Origin of the sequence: Agrobacterium sp. SORGH_AS_0745 (genome assembly GCF_030818995.1) — a bacterium.
GTDB lineage: Bacteria > Pseudomonadota > Alphaproteobacteria > Rhizobiales > Rhizobiaceae > Agrobacterium > Agrobacterium tumefaciens.
In genome coordinates this window covers 1483611-1502466 of the sequence record NZ_JAUTBI010000001.1, presented here as the reverse complement: position 1 = coordinate 1502466, position 18856 = coordinate 1483611, and the positions used below count along the sequence as shown (strand labels likewise).

15 protein-coding genes are annotated in these 18856 nt (G+C 60.5%); all 15 read right to left on the bottom strand.

What is annotated here, in order from left to right; all coding sequences use genetic code 11:
* Positions 1-87: 87 nt before the first annotated feature.
* The 15 genes from QE432_RS06880 to QE432_RS06810 all read right to left on the bottom strand — a co-directional run bounded on the left by QE432_RS06880 (position 88) and on the right by QE432_RS06810 (position 18728).
* Positions 88-1632: an ABC transporter substrate-binding protein gene (locus tag QE432_RS06880; protein ID WP_025595617.1), complete on the bottom strand. Its 1545-nt coding sequence runs from the start codon at positions 1630-1632 to the stop codon at positions 88-90.
* A gap of 29 nt (positions 1633-1661) precedes the next feature.
* Positions 1662-2504, bottom strand: coding sequence for a serine hydrolase (locus QE432_RS06875; RefSeq protein WP_013761616.1), 843 nt, complete (start codon positions 2502-2504; stop codon positions 1662-1664).
* 13 nt (positions 2505-2517) lie between these two features.
* On the bottom strand, positions 2518-4152 hold the full coding sequence (locus tag QE432_RS06870) for an ABC transporter ATP-binding protein (protein WP_025595614.1): 1635 nt from the start codon (positions 4150-4152) through the stop codon (positions 2518-2520).
* Positions 4149-4967, bottom strand: coding sequence for an ABC transporter permease (locus QE432_RS06865; RefSeq protein WP_003511004.1), 819 nt, complete (start codon positions 4965-4967; stop codon positions 4149-4151). The genes QE432_RS06870 and QE432_RS06865 overlap by 4 nt, the downstream gene beginning before the upstream one ends.
* Positions 4964-5908, bottom strand: a complete 945-nt coding sequence (locus QE432_RS06860) for an ABC transporter permease (protein ID WP_003511005.1) — start codon at positions 5906-5908, stop codon at positions 4964-4966. Before QE432_RS06860 ends, QE432_RS06865 begins: the two co-directional genes overlap by 4 nt.
* Before the next feature lie 180 nt (positions 5909-6088).
* Positions 6089-6994, bottom strand: coding sequence for a LysR family transcriptional regulator (locus QE432_RS06855; protein ID WP_003511007.1), 906 nt, complete (start codon positions 6992-6994; stop codon positions 6089-6091).
* A 117-nt stretch (positions 6995-7111) separates the two neighbouring features.
* Positions 7112-8056, bottom strand: a complete 945-nt coding sequence (locus QE432_RS06850; RefSeq protein ID WP_065687770.1) for an isoaspartyl peptidase/L-asparaginase family protein — start codon at positions 8054-8056, stop codon at positions 7112-7114.
* A 45-nt stretch (positions 8057-8101) separates the two neighbouring features.
* A complete protein-coding gene (locus QE432_RS06845; protein WP_065687771.1) occupies positions 8102-9640 on the bottom strand; it encodes a hydantoinase/oxoprolinase N-terminal domain-containing protein in 1539 nt (512 codons plus the stop codon).
* A complete protein-coding gene (locus tag QE432_RS06840) occupies positions 9637-10713 on the bottom strand; it encodes a DUF917 domain-containing protein (protein ID WP_065687772.1) in 1077 nt (358 codons plus the stop codon). The genes QE432_RS06845 and QE432_RS06840 overlap by 4 nt, the downstream gene beginning before the upstream one ends.
* Before the next feature lie 115 nt (positions 10714-10828).
* Entirely contained in the window at positions 10829-12424 is a 1596-nt protein-coding gene (locus tag QE432_RS06835) for an ABC transporter substrate-binding protein (protein WP_065687773.1), read from the bottom strand.
* Positions 12425-12467: 43 nt separating this feature from the next.
* Positions 12468-13601 carry a DUF917 domain-containing protein gene (locus tag QE432_RS06830; RefSeq protein WP_013761623.1) on the bottom strand — a complete coding sequence of 378 codons (1134 nt, stop codon included), beginning with the start codon at positions 13599-13601 and terminating at the stop codon, positions 12468-12470.
* Complete coding sequence (locus tag QE432_RS06825; protein ID WP_065688002.1) at positions 13594-15150, bottom strand: hydantoinase/oxoprolinase N-terminal domain-containing protein; 1557 nt, start codon at positions 15148-15150, stop codon at positions 13594-13596. The genes QE432_RS06830 and QE432_RS06825 overlap by 8 nt, the downstream gene beginning before the upstream one ends.
* Positions 15151-15167: 17 nt before the next feature.
* A complete protein-coding gene (locus tag QE432_RS06820; RefSeq protein WP_035199488.1) occupies positions 15168-16814 on the bottom strand; it encodes an ATP-binding cassette domain-containing protein in 1647 nt (548 codons plus the stop codon).
* Positions 16815-16818: 4 nt separating this feature from the next.
* Positions 16819-17700, bottom strand: a complete 882-nt coding sequence (locus QE432_RS06815; RefSeq protein WP_019564714.1) for an ABC transporter permease — start codon at positions 17698-17700, stop codon at positions 16819-16821.
* Entirely contained in the window at positions 17700-18728 is a 1029-nt protein-coding gene (locus QE432_RS06810; RefSeq protein WP_111782960.1) for an ABC transporter permease, read from the bottom strand. The genes QE432_RS06815 and QE432_RS06810 overlap by 1 nt, the downstream gene beginning before the upstream one ends.
* Positions 18729-18856: the final 128 nt, after the last annotated feature.

Here is an 18856-nt window from a genome sequence, read left to right as displayed (position 1 = left end):
CGCTTCGGCGGGGGGGCCGCCAAATCATTACGGTCATGATGGCAAATGCCCGCGCCGGGCTTTGCTTCCGGCGCGGGCAATATTGGATCAGTTGTCGACCGAGACTTCCCAGAGGCGGGCGTTCGACTGCCAGACCGGCTGACCCTTGAGCTTCTTGGTCGCGCCCCAGACATCGACCATGTCGTAAAGGAAGATGCCGGGCATTTCCTTCAGCATCAGTTCGTGAAACTCGTCGAAAATCTTCTGGCGCTTCGCCTGGTCGGCCTCAACATAGGCAGCCTTCATCAGCTCGATCGCCTTCGGATCATCCCACATCAGGGAGGCGTTCTTGTCCTTGTTCCCGACGTAGAATGCATACATCAGGGCCGGATCGAGACGCGGCGCGACAGACTGCGAGATCACCTGATAATTGCCAGAACGGCGACGATCCACCTGCGTGGCATAGTCCAGCACCTCGATCTGTACGTTCAAACCCGCCTGCTGCATCATGGCCTGCGCCATGACGGCTGCCGGAAAACTCGGCACATTGCCGCGCTTGTTGGCGATGATAGAGATCGGCTCGCCCTTGTAACCGGCTGCCTCCAGTTCCTTCTTGGCTGCCTCGATGTCATAGGCCGGACGCTTCTTCTGGGTCTCATCGAAATAGACCGAGTCCTGCGAAACCATCGAGCCGTTGGCTTCGCCCGTACCGTTCGATGCGGCGGCGACCAGTTCATCGAGATCAAGCGCCATCGCCATGGCGCGGCGCACGCCTGGATTGCTCAGCACCTTGTCGCGGGTCTGAATATAGAAAAGGTTCTTGCCGTTGTTGCGGGCAACAATGAGCTGCATCTTCTCATTCGTCTTGAACTCCGGAATGAGATCGGGAGAAATCTCGGCGGTGTCGAGCACGCCGGATTCGAGGCCCGCCTTCACGGTCGAGGCGTCAGGAATAACCATGAACTTGATGCCGTCGGCCAGCGGCCGCTTGGAGCCGACCATGCCATCCGGCTTGCCGTCATTTACAGGCGAAACATAATCCGCGAATTTGGCGAGGCGGATATATTCACCCTTCTTCCATTCGTTCCACTGGAACGGACCGGTGCCGATGGGCTTGACGAAGCTGCCGTCAGCGGCAACAGATTCCGGCGAGATCATGCCGGTATAACCGCATTCGGGCCGCGACATCAGGCCGAGGAAAACGGCTGACGGCTTTTCAAGCGTAATCTGAACCGTGGAGGCGTCCGTGGCCTTGACGCCGGTGACATGCGCGGCACCGCCTTCCACGAAATCATTCAGGCAGGCCCATTTGGTTTCGGGCTTCAGATAGCGCGTCCAGTTCCAGACGACATCTTCTGCGGTGAACGGCTTGCCGTTATGGAATTTTACATCCGCGCGCAGCTTGAACGTATAGGTGAGGCCATCTGGCGAAACCTCGAAGCTCTCGGCAAGCAGCGGCTTTACTTCGCCGCCATTGTTATAACCGACGAGGCCTTCGACGATGTGCAGGATCACCCCGTCCGTATTGCCGTCACGATTGACGCCGGGATTGCTGCTGCGCAGATCGGAGCTCTGCGCGATGGTGATGTCGCGAGCCGCCGCGATATTGGCTGTTACGAGCAGGGCCGCGCCTGCGAGAAGAAGTTTGTTCACTGTTCTACCCTCTTTGTTATCGTTGATTATCATTGTTGAAAGCCGTCCCAGCAGGCCTGCGCCAGCCGGCCGATCGTTTCTAGCGCGATGGTGTATCCCGGCGTGCCGTCAGGCATCACCTGCGGCACTTCATCGGTATAGGCGGTGATGATGAAAGACGGCGCGCCGTTTCTGTAGACGATGCCGGCGTCCATACGCCCGCGCTTGCCGCGTCCGCTCTTGCTCGCCACCACAGCCTCGAACGGCAGGCGGGAGCGGATTCCGTAGCGCAATATCTGGTTTTTCAGCGTCTGCATTGCCCAGCCGCACAATTGCGGGCTGCAGCCGAGCTTTGCCTGCGCCTCTGGCGAGGACTGGGCATCGAGAATGGTCTGAAGCAGTAGTACCTGGTCCGCCGCCGAGGTGGTCGTGACGGTCTTCAGCGGATGATCTGCCGCCAGCGCCAACGGCGGAATGAGGAAACGGTGGTGGGTATTGGCCATGCCGAGCGTCTTGCAATAGCTGTCCACCTCCTCAAGCGTCAGCCGCTCCAGCACCATCTTGGTGCAGACATTGTCGCTCAGCACCATCATGCCGGCGAGCGCATCGCGCAGGGAAATGACGATGCCCGGCGTCAGATAGCGGAACATGCCGCTGGCCACCTCTTCCGCCAGCCTCTTCTCGTAGGTGACCGGCTGGTCGAGATCGAGCCGCCCTTCGCTGGCAGCCTTGAGCACTGCCATCATGATCGACGTCTTGCGGGTGCTGCCCGATGGGGTCTCCTCGTTTTCTCCCCGTCCGATCTCTTCGCCGGACAGGAGATTGCGCACCATGAAGCGCGTCACAAAAGGCTGTGCATCACAGATAGCATTCAGTTGGGCAGCCACAGTCATTGTCATCTTCCTGTTAAACTTCTTCTTCCAGACGCCATTTGAGTGTCACACCGCCCTTGTCGTTCTGGTCGAGGGCGGGAATGGCCGAGAGGAGCCGGCGTGTGTAGGCCTCTCTCGGGCTGTCGAAAATCGTGTCGCGGTCGCCCTCTTCGATGATACGGCCGTCCTGCATGACGACGACACGGTCGGCCACCTGTTCGACCACGCCGAGATCGTGGCTGATGAACAGGCAGGAAAAACCGTAACGTTTCTGCAGATCGGAAAAGAGATCGAGCACCTGCGCCCGCACCGTCACGTCAAGGGCGGAAACCGGTTCGTCGGCGATCAGGAACCGCGGACGGCGGGCAATGGCACGGGCAATCGCCACGCGCTGGCGTTGGCCGCCGGAAAGCTCGTGCGGATAACGGCTGGCATAGTCTGCGCCAAGCCCCACCTCTTCCAGCGTTTCCAGCGCCCGCTTGCGCTTGGCGGCCTGATCCAGGCCGGGGACGAGACGCAACGCCTCCTCCACCAGCGCCTGAATGGTCATTCGCGGATCGAGCGAGGAATAGGGATCCTGAAACACCATCTGGCAATTCAGGCGATAGTCGTTCCAGTCCTCTTTGCGTTCCCGCCCCTGAAACTGGATCTGCCCTTCGCTTTCCTTTACGAGACCGGCAATGGTGCGGCCAAGCGTGGTCTTGCCGGAGCCGGAGCCACCGACCAGTGCCACGACTTCACCTTCGTGAATATCGATGCTGACCCCGTGCAGCGCCCGCTTCGGCTTGGCTTTCTTCAGCAGTGACTTGCGTCCGGCATAATCGACAACAATGTTTCGGGCTGAAATCATCGGCGCCTTGCTGGTGTCGACGACACGCGGCTCGCCCCGGAAGGGCAAAGAGGAAAGCAGCTTTTTCGTATAGGGATGCTGCGGCGCATCGAGCAGGTCTTCGGTGCGACCCTGTTCGACAATCGCGCCCTTCTCCATAACCACGATACGGCTCGTATAGCGGGCCACCATCGGCAGGTCATGGCTGATGAGAAGGACGGCTGTTCCCTCCGCCCGTGTCAGTTCGACCATCAGTTCCATGACGTCGCGCTGGATGACGGCATCGAGCGCCGTCGTCGGCTCGTCGGCGATCAGCAGCGCCGGTTTCAGGAGCATGACCGAGGCCAGCATGATGCGCTGGCGCATGCCGCCGGAAAACTCATGCGGATAGGCAGCAAGCGCCCCTTCGGGATCGCGGATACCAACCCGTCTCAGCATCTCGAGAATTTTCTCGCGGCGCTCTTCCGGCAATAACTTGGTGTGAAGGATCAGGCCTTCTTCCAGCTGCCGGCCAATCGTCATCGACGGATTGAGGGAGGTCATCGGCTCCTGGAAAACGACGCCGATTTCCGCGCCGCGCAGGCGGCGAAGTTCCCTTGCCGGCAGGGACATCACGTCCCTTCCCTTGTAGATGACCGATCCGCCGGTGACGGCAATTGCCGGGGGCAGAAGCGAGATGAGCGCGCGGGTGGCCAGCGTCTTTCCCGATCCGCTTTCGCCGACGATGCCGAAGATTTCGCCAGGCGCAATATCGAAGGAAACATCCTTGACTACCCGGTGGCCGCTTCCCGCGACCTCCAGCGAAAGGCCGCGCACGGTAAGAAGAGTATTGTCCGTCATTTGAGACCTCTCATGCGCGGGTCAAGCCTGTCGCGAAGGGCATCGCCCAGAAGATTGATGCCGAGCAGTGTCAGCGCGATGCAGAGACCGGGGAAAAGCCCGAGCCAGACGGCCTGCTGGATGAAGGGCCGGCCAGCGGCCAGCATGTTGCCCCAAGTGGGGGCCGGCGGCGGCACGCCAAGGCCCAGGAAGGACAGTGCGCTTTCCGAGAGGATTGCCCAGCCGAACATGGACGTGGCAAGCACCGTGATCGGCGCGATGCAATTGGGCAGGATGTGGCGGAACATGGTGTAGATCTCGCCATTGCCCATCACCAGCGATGCCTCGATGAACTCGCGCTCACGCAGCGACAATACCGCGCCACGCACCACGCGGGCCATGGACGGCGTGTAGGCGATGCCGAGCGCAAAGATGATGCCGTACTGGTTGGCACCAAAGACCGCGAGAAGGCCAAGCGCCAGGAGAATGCCGGGAAAAGCGAGAAGCGCATTGTTGATGGCCATGATGACGCCATCAACCCAGCCGCGCGCATAACCACTGACAAGACCGATCAGAGTGCCGCAGATCGTCGCGAAGCTGACCGTCAGGAAGCCGATCCAGACGCTGGCACGCGCGCCGACCATCAGGCGGCTGAGAACATCGCGCCCGAATTCGTCGGTGCCGAGAAGATGGCTGGGACCGGGCGCGGCCAGCCGCGAGGCGAAACCGAGCTTCATCGGATCATAGGGCGTCCAGAACAGGCCGGTAATGGCGGTGATGAGCAGGAGGCCGATGAGAACGCCGCCGATAAGCCCGTTGAGTGTGAACTTTTTCATTCGGCAACCACACGCGGATCGAAGAGGGGATAAAGAAGGTCGACGAAGAGATTGACCAGCACGTAGGACAGGGAAACGAACAGCAGGCAGCCCTGTATGACGGGGTAGTCACGCGCAAAGATACTGTCGACCATCAGCCGCCCGAGCCCCGGAATGGTAAAGACCGTCTCGATGACGGCGATGCCGCCGAGAAGATTGCCGAGGATGAGGCCGATCATCGTCCATGTCGGACCAAAGGCATTCTTGAAGGCGTGCCGCCAGAGGACGGCGCTCTCCGAAAGTCCCTTGGCGCGGGCATGGGTAATGTAATCCAGCCGCAGCACTTCAAGCGTGGAGGCGCGGGCCATGCGGATCAGAACACCCATTTCGTGGATCACCAGCGTCATGACAGGCAGGACGAGATAGAGCATGCCGCCAACGAGATTGTCGCTGATCGACACGTATCCCAGCACCGGCAGCCAGCCGAGCTTTAGGCCGAAGAACAGCAGAAGCAGAAGCCCGAGCCAGAATGTCGGTATGGACAAAAGCAGGGTTGCCGTTCCAACCAGTGCAAGATCGGTCAGGCTGTTCTGTTTCCAGGCGGCGATCACACCCGCCGGAACCGCAATCAGGCTGGCCAGCAGAACGGCGACGACGACGATCTCAGCACTGACGAGGAACCGCGACACGACCAGCGGCAATACTGCCTCGTCGTTGACGATGGACCGGCCGAAATCGCCCTGCACCACATTGCCCGCCCAGATGACGAACTGTTGCGGCATGGACTTGTCGAGACCAAGCTCTGTTCTCATCGCCTCGATCTGTTCCGGTTGCGCCATGTCGCCCAGCATCAGGGCGGCCGGATCACCCGGAATGAAGCGGATGAGCGCAAAGACCGTGATCGACACAAAGGCGATCGTCGGCAGCGCCATCAAAAGACGGCTCAGTATGAATCTTATCATCGGTTCCCCACGATTGATGGCCGGGAACGTGCTCCCGCCTCTATCGGTTTCGTTGCGAATGACTATGACGGATTGATAAATAACGCGCAATATTATGCATAAACGTCATATGCCTATGCAGAATGGTGGCACGTTTCATCCTGACAGGGACAATGAGATTTCTCGTGAAAAACCCTGTTTTCAGTCGATTTTTTGCGAAAGCTGGATTTGCTGCTTCAAGGCGTCGCTGAGTGCCTGCGCCGCGATGGACAGCGGTGCGCCCGATGCCCGGGCAAGACCGAACTCCTGCGTTGATTGCGGAATGAAGGGCAGCGCCACGACGGGGAGGTGCCTGTAGAGGTTAGCATAAAAACTGCTGATGATCGTAACGCCCAGACCATGCGCGACATATGCACATGCGGAACTGTTGGTGTGGGTCTCGATCTTCACCATGGGCTTGACGCCCGCCTTCTTGAAGACCTGCTCGAGCGCCATGCGGTTCGGCCGCTGCCGGCCGATCAGAATGAGCGGAATGTTGCGCAGGTCCTTCACCGTTATCTCGGTAAGCTCGGCTAAAGGGTGATCCTGACGGACCACGCAGACGCTTTTGCCTGTGGCGACACGCTCGACATCAATGCCCGGTCCAATCTCACCTTCCATGCGCAGGAAACCGAGGTCGATCACCCGCTCGCCAACCAGCCTGTTGATGGCGGTGGTCGTTTCAAAAAAAGTCTCGATGCGCACGCCGGGGAAATCCCTGACATAGTCTATCAGCATGGCGGGCGCGAAGTTCTCCCACATGCTGCTCGGCAGGCCGATGCGGACGATTTCCGGACCGGCAGCACCATTGCGCAGATCTTCGGCGTGGCCGGACATGCGATCGACAGCAAGCAGCACATTTTCCGCGTCACGCGCGAGAAGCGCTGCCTCCGGCGTCGGGATCAGCCGCCCCTTGTCACGGGCAAACAGCGTCAGCGACAGGTCCGCCTCGAGCTGAGCCAGAAGCCGGCTGATACCGGACTGGCTTAGCCCCATGGCCTTGGCGGTGGCGATGGTCGAGCCGGTGGAAAGAAGCGTGCGAAGGACTTCGAGCTGCTTGATATTCATGAGGCCAGCACCATGGGATGAAAAGACGAGCCGGTTTCGGTTCAGACCTTTTGCCGCCGATAGGCCTTCATGTCACCGGTTTTTTTAGCATTGTCATTCGGCCCGGTCGGTCGCCGGTTACAATTCCACGTCATAGACCCTGTCGTGGGTGGCAACACGGGCCTCTCCTGTTGGAGTCACCCAGCCCCGGAACATGCCGGGCGTATTATAGGGTGCGGCAATGCCGCCTTCGGCATCGATGGCGACAAGACCCGCACCGATATCGTAGGGCGCCAGATCCTTGTGGACGAGGTTGCCGGCGGCGGTTTCCAGATCCTGCCCGAGATAGGCGACACGGGACGCGATCTCATGGCCGACGACGTAACGGATGAAAAATTCACCCTTGCCGGTGCCGGAAACGGCGCAGGCGCCGTCGCGTGCATAGGTGCCCGCCCCGATCACAGGGCTGTCACCCACCCGGCCGTCAGGCTTGTTGGTGTAGCCGCCGGTGGATGTCGCGGCTGCGAGATGCCCAGCAGCATCGAGTGCCACGGCACCGACGGTTCCGTGTTTTTCGTTTTCCGTCGCTTCCGTACCTGCCGTGGCATGGGCCTTCATGGCCGCCAGCGCCTCGACACGCTTTTGCGTGGTGAAGTAGGATTGAGGCTCCGTGGCAAGCCCCTTCTCCTGCGCAAACCGGTCAGCCGCTTCACCGGTGAGATAGACTGCGCGTTCGTCCTCCATTAGCACCCGGGCCGCCTTCACCGGGTTGCGGATGGCGCGGGAGGCGCTGATTGCGCCTGCCGCAAGGGTCTTGCCATCCATGATCGACGCGTCGAGTTCGTGAATGCCATTCTCGTTGAGCGCCGCCCCATGGCCTGCGTTGAAATGCGGGCTGTCCTCCATAACGACGACTGCCGCCTCAACCGCTTCCAGCGCAGTTCCGCCAGCCTTGAGCACACCATAACCGGCGCGCAGTGCCCCCGCCAGATCGTGGCGCGCCGCTTCCCATTCCTCCGGAGTCATGCTGTCTTCCGGCATAACCCCGCAACCACCGTGAATGGCCAGTGCGATCTTCGTCATATCCTCACTCCACTGTTGCCCCGCCGCAGGCAGGGCCTCTTACCATCAATGAAAGGCTATATCGCCGATAACACGCACGCGGACCCTGCGAGCGCCGCCTGGCAAATAGGCGATGGGAATATCCTCCACCTCAAGCGTCTTGAGGCTCGCGCGCTCCGCTCCCGAAGCGACCGCTGCGTTCTGCGCTTCGGTCTCGGCTTTCGCAAGGGCCTCGTCGCGGCTCAACCCGGAAAAGACCTGATCCACCTCACCGGACACCTGCGCCATCGCTGCGCCGAGCGCATTGGCAACGCCTGCATTTTCCACACGCAGCACCTCGGATGCGCCCGGCACCTGCTCCGGTATCAGGAATGCGCCGCCGCCGACCGCAACCAGCGGCACGTCTTCGGCTGATGTCTTCATCTGGTCGAAACTGTCGGCCACCATGTCGCGGATACGGCCGAGCGTCGCCTGCACGAATGCCGGATCGAGGCCCTTCACACGATCCCTGTCGCCCATCTCGATCAGGCCTGCCGCAACGGCGATATCCGATGCCGTCAGTGTCTCGCCGCCGAAAACGCGGGCTTCGGTCAGGATGCGATACCCAACCGAGCGTGGGCCGATCTTGCCTGTCTGCGGGTCGACAATGGTGCCGCCGCCCAGTGCTACAGGTAGAAGATCGGGCATGCGGAACAGGGTGCGGACCCCGCCAATATGGACAATATTATTTGCCTCACGCGGAAAACCACCGACAAGGCAACCAATATCGGAGGTAGTGCCGCCGACATCCACCACCATGGCATCGGAAAGCCCGGTGAGAAAAGCCGCACCACGCATCGAATTGGTCGGGCCGGAAGCGAAGCTGTGCACGGGGTTTGCGGCAGCCACATCCGCAAGCGCCACGGTGCCGTCATTCTGTGTAAGATAAAACGGCGCCTTCACACCTGCTTCGCGCAGCGCATCCGAAAATGCCTGTACCGTGGTCCTGCCAAGGGTCTGCAAGGCGGCATTCAGAAGTGCAACGTTTTCGCGCTCCAGAAGCCCGATACGGCCCAGCGTATGGGAAAGCGTGATGCGTGCATCGGGGATCACCGAACGGACAATCTCCGCCGCCCTCACCTCGCACTCCGTGGTCAGCGGCGAAAAGGTTGCCGAAATGGCGATCGAGGTAATGCCTGCATCGCGGATTTTCATCGCCGCTTCACGGATTTCATCCGGGATCATCGGCACCAGCGGACTGCCATCGTATTCATGGCCACCATGAACCATGAAGATCAGCGGATCGACAGCCTCGTAGAGATCCTTCGGCCAGTCGCACATGGGCGGCAGTGAAGAGCCGGTCGGCAACGCGATGCGGATGGCCGCAACTCGCTCCAGCCGGGCGCGCTCCACGACAGCATTGGTGAAATGGGTGGTGCCGATCATAACCGCATCGATCGGGCGATCTGCCGTGCCGACATGGCCAGACATGTGAGCGAGGGCCGCCTTCACGCCGGACAGGACATCCTGCGTGGTCGGAACCTTGATCGAGGCAACGATGGCGTCTCCATCGATCAGAACGGCATCCGTATTGGTGCCGCCAACGTCAATACCGATGCGTTTCATGGGAATACCGATCTGAAATCAATGTCATAACCGAAGGCACGCGGGCCAACGGCAGCAATGCCGGCAGGCGTCGTCAAGAGTTCCGGCGCCCGCAGGGCGATAACCGTGACACGCTGGCCATAGCGCACCGATTCCGTGCCGATGGCGCTGCCCGAAACAGTGTCGAGAAGGCAGATCAAATCCGGCGTCATGGCGACCGGCTGGCCGTCGCGGAAGGCGACCGCCCACTCGTTCTGGAAGGCAAGTTCCATGCGTGAGCCGCGATCGGCGTCGATGCCTTCAATGGTCGTACTGCCGCGCAGAAAGCCACCGGTGGTCTCGCGGGCGACATCCACCACCTTGCCGCGGAACAACTGTTTGCCACCCTCATGGTTGAGAACCGCCTGAACCGGGTCATCATGGCGTGCACGCGCCTCCATCACCGCGCGCCCGAGTTCGGTCGCCTTTGTGACGGTGTAATGAATGCCCCATTCCTTCACTTCCTTGCCGGTGCGCGGCGCCTTGCAGGTGGCGGCGGTGGAACCAACTTCGGTGCAGACCTTGCGCGAGATGCGCTCCATCCATTTCCACGATGCAGCGCGTGTCACGATCACCTCATTGTCTCGTACATCGACCAGCGATAATGGAAACATCGGCAGATTGCCGATGGCGAATGAGGTCATCTGCGCTTCGGGATAAGCACGTCCCATGGCATCGGCATTGACGACGGGACGGTCGAGCATGGCGGCGGCGAGGAAGGACGATAACGCATTCGAACCGCCGATTTCCACGCTCATGATCGCCCGGAAAGGCTTGCCGAGATAATCCTCCATGACCTCGACCGCGCGGGCAAGATGAACGGGGTCTCCCAGCCGTTCCTGACCAACAAGCGGTGCACCCATCTTGGAGACGACCGCAACCATGTCGTCATCAGCAAGCGCCATGGGGTCCATGACCTTCACCCGTCTGCCTTCGGCATAAAGACGGCGCAGATTGAGCGTCGAGATATAGGGATTGCCTCCACCGCCCGTTCCCAGAATCCAGGCGCCGGTGGCAAGAGGTTCGATGTCGTCTTCGGAAAATTCCTGGATCATGCGTCATCCTCGGGCATGCCGCAGCCTTTCCGGCGCAAGCGATGCTCCTTCCCTTTATCGTTCCAAGTCTCATCGGCCCCGCCATGCGGCGGGACCGCTTTTCATGGGACGGAGATCACTCCGCCTTGCAGTCCCAATGGAAGTTGGAGAAGTTCAGGTCCCAGCTCTGCATGGGAATGAACTCGTAACCCTGAAGGCACTTGTTCGCCGCATAACGGCGGTTCGGCGCAACCGCCCACACATCCGGTTGAAGATCGGCGATCTTGGTCTGCAGTTCCTTGTAGGTTGCGTTCTGTTCGCTGGTATCGGTCGTGGCACGGACCTTGTCGACCAACCCGTCGATTTCCGCGTTCTGCAGCCATTCCATCGACATCCATGTGCCTGATGCCTTGGAGTGATACTGGTTGTAGAACATCGCATCCGGAGACGGATAGGTCGGCGAGATATTCACCTGCGTCGACGCAGGCGTCGTTTCAGGCTTGGAGGAAAGCTCAACGATACGGTTCCACGGCTCTGGCTTGATATCGAGCGTAATACCGATTTGCTCGAGGCTGGATTGCAAAAGCAGCGCCACTTCCGCCTCGAAGGCCAGCGAAGCGACATAGCTGTTGACCAGCGTGATTTTCTGGCCGGCATATTTCGACTTCGCCAGTTCTTCCTTCGCCTTTTCCAGATCGTAGACGCCGGGCTGAATATCGCCGTTATGCGCGTCCTTGAAAGCGTCGGATAGCGGCCCCTGCATGTCGAAACCGGGATAGATCACTTCCTGGATCGTCTTGTAATCCGTCGCATAGGCAATGGCGCGACGAACGTGAACGTCGTCGGTCGGGTAAACCTTGGTGTTGAGCTTGATGACGAAACCGCCGGCGGTGCGGGTCTGGATGAGCTTGTAACCCTTCATCCGGCCGATGGATTCATAGGTGTCGTTGCCAAGGCCGTGCGAGGAAAGGCCAAGTTCGCCCTTTTCAGCCAGCGCCTTGACGGTAGCGTCGTCGCTCGTCTGGACGAAGCGTACTTCGTCGATCGGCTTGCCCTTGGTCCAGCCAAGGAAATAGTCCGCATTGCGGGCAATGACCATATCGGCAGAACGGTTGTAGCTGACGAGCTTGTATGGGCCGGAACCGGCGGAATGTTCGCCCACATAGGACTCGCCCCACTTGTCTTCGGGCTTGGCATTGGCTTCGATCAACGTCTTGTTCAACGCCATCATCAGCGGCGTGGAGGCCATGAAGGGCGAAAACTGACGCTCGATCTTCATGACGAGCGTCGCATCATCAGGCGCGCTGACGTTTTCGGGCTTCAGCACGCCGACGATGAGGTTCGACGGACCCTTGTTGATGCCGAGCAGGCGCTGCACCGACCAGACGAGATCGGCAGCCTTGACCGCCGTGCCATCCTGGAACTTCGCATCGTCGCGCAGATGGAAGGTATAGGTCAGGCCGTCTTCAGAAATATCCCAGGACTTTGCCAGATGCGGCACGATTTCGCCCTTGGCATTCACCGTGGTCAGGCCGTCATACATGTTCACGATGGCCATGTAGCCGGTATAGTCAGTCACTTTCGCCGGGTCGAGCGAGCTGAATATCTGCATGGTGTTGACCGCGACCGAAACCTTGTCCTCCGCAAAAGCAGCGGAAGAAACAAGCGGCAACGCGATTGCCGTGCCGAGCGCAAGCACGGCAAGGCGGGAAGGAAGTCCTGGCATTTTCATTGTCGTTCTCCTCTTTATTGCGGGTCATTTGCCCCGCTTATGGTTAGGCAGCCTTGCCGACCGGGACGGGCAGCGGTGAGAAAGGAATGTCCGGGTAACCGAAAGCCGCCGGTCCAACGACTTCGAGCGCGCGGGCGCTGCGCAGCAGATCGTGGCAGGGGATCGCGACCACGGCCACGCGCTGGCCGTAACGCAGGACTTCGGTGGTGATCGGGTAACCGGTATCGACATCGAGCAAAACGATCAGATCAGGAACGGTCACTTCCACCTTGCCGTCACGGCGGAACAGCAGGAATTCGTTCTGGATCGCCACGCTCGCCGTCTGACCCGAGCAATCGTCGAAGCCGGAAAGCTCGACATCGCCCACGGCGAAACCGCCGCGCAGATGGCGTTTCAGATCGGTGATCTTGCCGTTGAAGATGCGCCGTCCGCCTTCAAGCGCGCAGACTGCCGCAATCGGGTCTTCCTGCTGCTTGCGGGCACGGATCACCGCCTCGCCGAGCGCGATCGCCTTGGTGTAGGTTTTCGGAATACCATACTGGTGCACGTAGTGCGCCTGCATCGGCGCGGTCGCCAGCATTGCGCCGCCGCCCTGAGAAACGACGCAGGCACGGGCCATGCGCTCGTGCCAGACTTCGGAAACGGCGTGGCTGAAGATCACGGCATTGCCGTGCAGGTCGCACATCACCGATGGCGTCGAACTGTGGCCGTAGATGGAGAAGGTCGTCATCTGCATCTCTGGGAAAGCCCGGCCCATGCCGTCGCAATCGAGGATCGGCAGGCCACCAAGCGCCGCCGTCACCAGCGGGTTCATGGAGTTCGAGCCACCGATTTCCTCGCAGACGATGGCGTCTACCGGCGTGCGGATCAGCTCTTCCATGGCGCGCAGGCAACGCAGACCCTCACGGCCCTCGCGAATGCGCTCCACGCCGACAACGGGGGCGCCAATGCCGCCGATGGACATGCAAAGCGCGTCCGGCTCGATGGCGTCTGTCGCAAGGATCTTCATCTCGTAACCGGCCTTCATGGCCTCGAGTGCAAGCAGCTTGCCCAGATAGGGATTGCCGCCGCCGCCAGTGCCGAGAATGCCCGCACCGATTTCCAGCGCGTCGAGATCTTCCCTCGTCAGCGTACGCAATGCCGCTTCGTCATATTTCAGCTTGCGCGTCTCAGCCATGATTGGCTCCCATTTCTCCAACGACTTTCACATGAATGCGGGTGGCATTGCCGGGCAGATAGGCAAGCGGCATATCCTCGCGCTCGATGACTTCCAGCGTTTCGGCCACTGCACCAGCCGCAATCGCCTTTTCGCGTGCCTCGGCCTCCGCCTCCGCAAGCGCGCTTTCACGCGTGCGCCCCTCGATCAGCGAGAAGACGCGGTCCGTCTCGCCGCTAATCTGCGCGATCGCTGCACCCACGGCATTCGCCACCGCGAAATTCTCGGGGCGGATGACGTCCAGATCACCGATACGGTCAGGCATGAGAATGGAGCCGCCGCCAACGGCGATCACCGGCACCGGTGATGACGAGATGCGGCTGCGTTCCACACAGGACTCGAGCATGTCGTTGATCTTTTTGACTGCGGCATCCACCAGCCGCTTGTCCAGAGTGGAAACCAGAGCCTTCTCGCCCACGTCCGCCTTGCCGGAGGCGACAGCGATATCGGTTGCAGTCAGGGTCGTGCCGCCGAAGCAGAGCGCCTCACGGCGGACGCGGTAACCGACTGATTTCGGGCCAACGGTGAGGCCATGTTCGCCATTGACCACCAGCGAGCCGCCACCGAGACCGATCGAGAACACATCCGGCATGCGGAAATTGGTGCGCACGCCACCAATATCCACCGTCGTGGACGCCTGGCGCGGAAAGCCGTGCGACAGCGAGCCGACATCGGAGGTGGTGCCGCCGACATCCACGACCACGGCATCCTTGAGGCCGGTGAGGAAAGCAGCGCCGCGCATGGAATTCGTCGGGCCGGAGGCGAAGGTGAGCACAGGGAAGCCGCGCACCACATCCGCCGCCATCAGCGTGCCGTCGTTCTGGGTGATGTAGAACGGGCAGGTTATGCCCGCTGCCTTCAGCGCCTCGCCGAAAGCGGCAACGGTGCGGTCCGCAAGCGAAAGAAGGCTGGCATTCATGATCGCAGCACTTTCGCGGGCGAGCAGACCATGCCGTCCGATATCCTTGGACATAACCACCGGCAGGCCGGGGCAGCGCTCCTGCAGGATATCCTTCGCCCGCACTTCCATCGCATCATTGATGCCGCTGAAGACGCAGGTGACGGCCGCGGCCTTCAGGCCCTTTGCGCGGATATCGGCGGCGATGCGGAAGATTTCGTCCTCATCGAGGGCTGAGATTTCGCGACCGTCGAATTCATATCCGCCGCGGACCTGATAACCGTGGTTACCAACGATTTCCCGGAGGTCATCCGGCCAGTCGACCATCGGCGGCAGGCCGGCGCCGGACGGCAGGCCGATCCGGATGGCGGCGACCTCGTCCATATGCCGCCGCTCGATCACCGCATTGGTGAAATGCGTGGTGCCTATCATCACGGCACCGATGTGTGCCCTGTCGATGCCCGACGCCTCGATCACCTTTTCAAGGGCTTCGATGACACCGGACGTCACATCTTCGGTGGTGGAGGCTTTCACCCCCGCCAGAACAGTCTTTTCCTGTAACACAACGGCATCGGTATTTGTGCCGCCGACGTCAATTCCAACGCGATACACGTCAGGCTCCTCTTTTATCAATCGGTCGTTTTTACGAGGAAGCGCATACGCTCTTCCTCTGTCACGGTGGGTTTCAGGCGCTCTTCCTCGTCGGTGACGACGGGGATCGCCGCGATAAGGGCGCGGGTGTAGGGATGCTTCGGCTCGGCGAAAACCGCAGACGTCACCCCTTCCTCGACGATCTCGCCACGCAGCATGATAGCGATGCGCGAACAGAAATTGCGCATCAGCGAGAGGTCGTGCGAGATCATCAGATAGGTCAGGCCAAGCTCTTCCCGCAGCTGCAGCAGAAGGTCGATAACGGTCTTCTGCACGGAGACATCAAGCGCCGCCGTCGGCTCGTCGAGGATGAGGATCTTCGGTTCAGCCGCGAGTGCACGGGCAATGGCGACACGCTGCTTCTGTCCGCCGGAAAGTTCATGCGGATATTTACCGAGATAGGATTGCGGCAATCGCACCAGCCCCATCAGTTCCTGCATCCGGCGTTCGCGCGCCTCACCGTCCATACCGATGGATTTCAACGGCAGGTTAAGCGTCTGCCTGACCGTGCGCTTCGGATTAAGGGAAGTGCCCGGATTTTGATAGACGATCTGCGTCAGCCGCTTGCCACGCCCGGGAGATGGGGCGTCGATGACAAGATTGCCGGAGGTCGGGCGAGAAAGTCCCATGATCATCCGGGCGACCGAGGTTTTTCCAGAACCGGACTCGCCCGCAAGACCGAAAATTTCGCCGTCCTTCAGCGTCAGGTTCACGTCGCGCACGGCGTGGTAACCGTTGCGTCTGCCGTAAATCTTGTTCAGGCCCTCGATGGTAACGATCGGCGAGCGTGTGCTCTGCGCCAGATCGGCGACACGCGGACCGTAGAGCGGCGGCACCGCATCCAGCAGCGAACGCGTGTAGTCCGCAGCGGGAGCGTGCAGGATTTGCGTGCAGGGACCGGTCTCGACGATGTCGCCATGGTGCATAACCACGACCCGATCCGCCACCTTACGTACGACACCGAGATTATGGGTGATCATCAGCAGCGCCATATTTTCTTCGGCAACCAGCTGGTTGATGAGATTGAGAATTTCGTCCTGCGTGGTGACGTCGAGCGCGGTGCCGGGCTCATCCGCGATGAGGAGCTTCGGCTGATGCAGCAACGCAAGCCCGATCAACACGCGCTGGCGCATGCCGCCCGAAAGCTCGGACGGATAGGCATTCATGACCCGCTCGGTATCGCCAAGCTGCACGCGGCGCAGAACCGCTGCGATACGGGTGCGGCGCTCTGCCTTGGACGAGTTGATGCCGTTGCGCTTGTCGGCAAAGCGCATGACATCATCGAGATGCGTGCCGATCTTGAAGACCGGATTGAAGGAAGACAGCGGGTCCTGCATGATCAGCGAAAACGCCGTTCCCTTCAGCGCCTCGCGTTCCCTTCGCGGCATGGCGAGCACATCCCGCCCGTCGATGACAATGGCGCCGGAGGCAATAGTGGCATTCTTCGGCAAAGTGCCGATGATCGCCTTGGCGGTGACCGATTTACCCGATCCGGTTTCGCCGATCAGCGCCACCCGCTCGCCGGCTGAGACTGTGAAGGCGACATCGCGCAGCACCTGGCGCGTGCGACCGTAGTTGGTGAAGGTGACGTTGAGGTTTTCGACTTTAAGAAGCGGTTCAGTCATGGCTTTAGCTTTCCACGTCGAACATGTCACGCAGGCCGTCGCCCAGCAGATTGAAACCCAGCGTCACGTAAAGCACGGCCGCGCCGGGGCAGAGGACTTCCCACCAGAAATCCGGCATGAACTGGCGCCCATCGGCAACCATTGAGCCGAGATCGGGAGTTGGCGGTTTGACGCCGAAACCGAGGAAACTCAGCGTCGCGCCAAAGAGGATGACGAATGCCGCATCCAGCGTCGTCTTGACTGATATGACCGAGACGCAATTGGGCAGAATTTCGCGAAAGAGAATGTGCAGCGGACCCGCACCTGCAAGACGTGCCGCTTCGATGTAGTCCTCGGATGCGATGGATTTCGACACCGAATAGATCAGCCGCGCATGCCAGGTCCACCATAGAAGCGTGATCGCGATCATGGCGTTCATCAAGGTGGGTTCCAGCAGGTTGGAGACCGCCAGCGCCATGACGAGGGGCGGCATGGCCAGCATCACATTCGTCAGGCCACTGATGATTTTCTCGGTCCAGCCGCCGAAATAACCGGCGACCAGGCCAAGCACAGTGCCGACCGGGACCGAGATGCCGAGCACGCCGATGACGAGAAGAAGCGAGACCCTGAGCCCGAAGACAGTACGGGAAAAGATGTCGCGTCCGGCCTTGTCGGTTCCGAACCAGTGCTCCAGATCCGGCGGCATGTGGCGGGCACGGAAATCGACGACCGCGCCGATATGTTTGGGATAGGGTGTAAGCCAGGGCGCAAAGATCGCCAGAACCAGCACCGACAACAGGATCAGCGAACCGATGACCGCTGCCGGATTGCGGCTGAAGCGGTACCACATCATGTAACCGGCGCTTAAGCCCCGATCGGTGGGTTCGAGCATTTTCATATCAGCCATCAGCGAGCCTCCTTGCGGCGCAGGCGCGGGTCGATGATCGAGATCAGGACATCAACGATCAGGTTCGCAACGATGAAGAACAGGCCGGCCACCAGCACCACGGCAGTCACGGCATTGAGGTCTTTCTGAAGGATGGCGTTCAGCCCGTAGGACGCGAATCCGCCCCAGGCGAAGACCATTTCGATCACGAAGGCATTGCCGATCAGCGAGGCGAATTCGAGCCCCATGATCGTCAGCGGCGCGATGGAGGAAAGCTTCAGCAGATAACGGAAGATGATGACCCGCTCCGGCACGCCGAAGCTTTGCAGGGTGAGCACGTGATCCTTGCGCTGGTTCTCGATCATCGAGGAACGCGTGATGCGGGTGATCTGGCCGATACCGGCCATGGAGAGCGCAAAGGCCGGCAGCGCAAGGTGCTTCAGCGCATCCAGCACTACATCGAACCGTCCGGCAAGCGTACCGTCGATCAGGATGAAGCCCGTCGGGCCACCCTGCCAGCCAAGTGAGTGATCGATCCTACCGATGATCGGCCAGCCGGAGAGAAAGCGAGCGGCCAGCAATTGCAGCGTGATGGCAAACAAAAAGCTCGGGATCGTCACGCCGGTGAGCGAGAGGATACGGCCGATATGGTCGAGCGGACGGTCGCGGTAATGCGCCGTGATGACGCCGAGCGGGATGGCGACGGCAAACATGAAGATGACTGAGACCAGAACCAGTTCGACGGTCGCAGGAACGGTCTGGGCCAGATCGGTGGTGACGGGGCGCTGGGAAACCAGCGAGAAGCCCAGGTCACCGTGCAGGGCGTTGCCGATGTAGTCGAGGTATTGGGCGGAGAGCGGCTTATCGAGACCCATCTCGCCGCGCAGCGCATCAACTTGTTCCTGTGTTGCCGCAGGGCCGAGCGCCATGCGGGCGGGATCACCCGGCACCACACGGGCTAGAGCAAAAATCATGATGGACAGGGCGATCATGACCAGTACGAAAGCGCCGAGCCTGTTCAAAATCGCGACCAGCGGATGTTGCTGCATCGGTGGACCGTTCCTTGTGCATCAGTTTCCTGAGCACAAGTTTTCACCACATGTCCTTTTGAACAATCTCAGAAAGGTATAGTTTTTTGATAAATGAGTATAGGTTTTTGAATTAAGATCTCCTATCC

Coding starts and splice junctions, on each gene's coding strand:
- QE432_RS06875 (WP_013761616.1), bottom strand. CDS start 2,504: ATGACTGTGGCTGCCCAACTGAATGCTATCTGTGATGCACAGCCTTTT.
- QE432_RS06870 (WP_025595614.1), bottom strand. CDS start 4,152: ATGACGGACAATACTCTTCTTACCGTGCGCGGCCTTTCGCTGGAGGTC.
- QE432_RS06865 (WP_003511004.1), bottom strand. CDS start 4,967: ATGAAAAAGTTCACACTCAACGGGCTTATCGGCGGCGTTCTCATCGGC.
- QE432_RS06860 (WP_003511005.1), bottom strand. CDS start 5,908: ATGATAAGATTCATACTGAGCCGTCTTTTGATGGCGCTGCCGACGATC.
- QE432_RS06855 (WP_003511007.1), bottom strand. CDS start 6,994: ATGAATATCAAGCAGCTCGAAGTCCTTCGCACGCTTCTTTCCACCGGC.
- QE432_RS06850 (WP_065687770.1), bottom strand. CDS start 8,056: ATGACGAAGATCGCACTGGCCATTCACGGTGGTTGCGGGGTTATGCCG.
- QE432_RS06845 (WP_065687771.1), bottom strand. CDS start 9,640: ATGAAACGCATCGGTATTGACGTTGGCGGCACCAATACGGATGCCGTT.
- QE432_RS06840 (WP_065687772.1), bottom strand. CDS start 10,713: ATGATCCAGGAATTTTCCGAAGACGACATCGAACCTCTTGCCACCGGC.
- QE432_RS06835 (WP_065687773.1), bottom strand. CDS start 12,424: ATGAAAATGCCAGGACTTCCTTCCCGCCTTGCCGTGCTTGCGCTCGGC.
- QE432_RS06830 (WP_013761623.1), bottom strand. CDS start 13,601: ATGGCTGAGACGCGCAAGCTGAAATATGACGAAGCGGCATTGCGTACG.
- QE432_RS06820 (WP_035199488.1), bottom strand. CDS start 16,814: ATGACTGAACCGCTTCTTAAAGTCGAAAACCTCAACGTCACCTTCACC.
- QE432_RS06815 (WP_019564714.1), bottom strand. CDS start 17,700: ATGGCTGATATGAAAATGCTCGAACCCACCGATCGGGGCTTAAGCGCC.
- QE432_RS06810 (WP_111782960.1), bottom strand. CDS start 18,728: ATGCAGCAACATCCGCTGGTCGCGATTTTGAACAGGCTCGGCGCTTTC.